Genomic DNA, 502 nt, shown 5'->3' on the forward strand with positions numbered 1-502 from the left:
CCTTGGTCTTTCGGCGAGAGTGTCTCTCACACTCTTATCGTTACTCATGTCAGCATTCTCACTTCCGATACCTCCAGCCAGGCTCACGCCTGACCTTCACCGGCTTACGGAACGCTCCGCTACCGCTTGCACAAAGTGCAAACCCATATCTTCGGCGACTGGCTTGAGCCCCGTTACATTTTCCGCGCAGGATCGCTTGATCAGTGAGCTGTTACGCTTTCTTTAAAGGATGGCTGCTTCTAAGCCAACCTCCTGATTGTCAAAGCAATCCCACATCGTTTCCCACTTAGCCAGTACTTGGGGGCCTTAGATGATGGTTAGGGTTGTTTCCCTTTTCACGACGGACGTTAGCACCCGCCGTGTGTCTGCCCGATAGTTCTCTTAGGTATTCGGAGTTTGGTTAGTATTGGTACCGCTCGCGCAGCCCGCAACCATCCAGTGCTCTACCCCCTAAGGAATTCGTCGGACGCTCTACCTAAATAGATTTCGCGGAGAACCAGCT

Annotated in this window: 1 rRNA gene; it reads right to left on the reverse strand. The window is 52.6% G+C overall.

Features of this window, described 5'->3' with window-relative positions:
* Positions 1-502, reverse strand: a 23S ribosomal RNA gene (locus ACT6UX_RS30470); the annotation flags it as partial.

Source organism: Reyranella sp., from assembly GCF_052439685.1.
In the GTDB taxonomy this organism is placed as follows: domain Bacteria; phylum Pseudomonadota; class Alphaproteobacteria; order Reyranellales; family Reyranellaceae; genus Reyranella.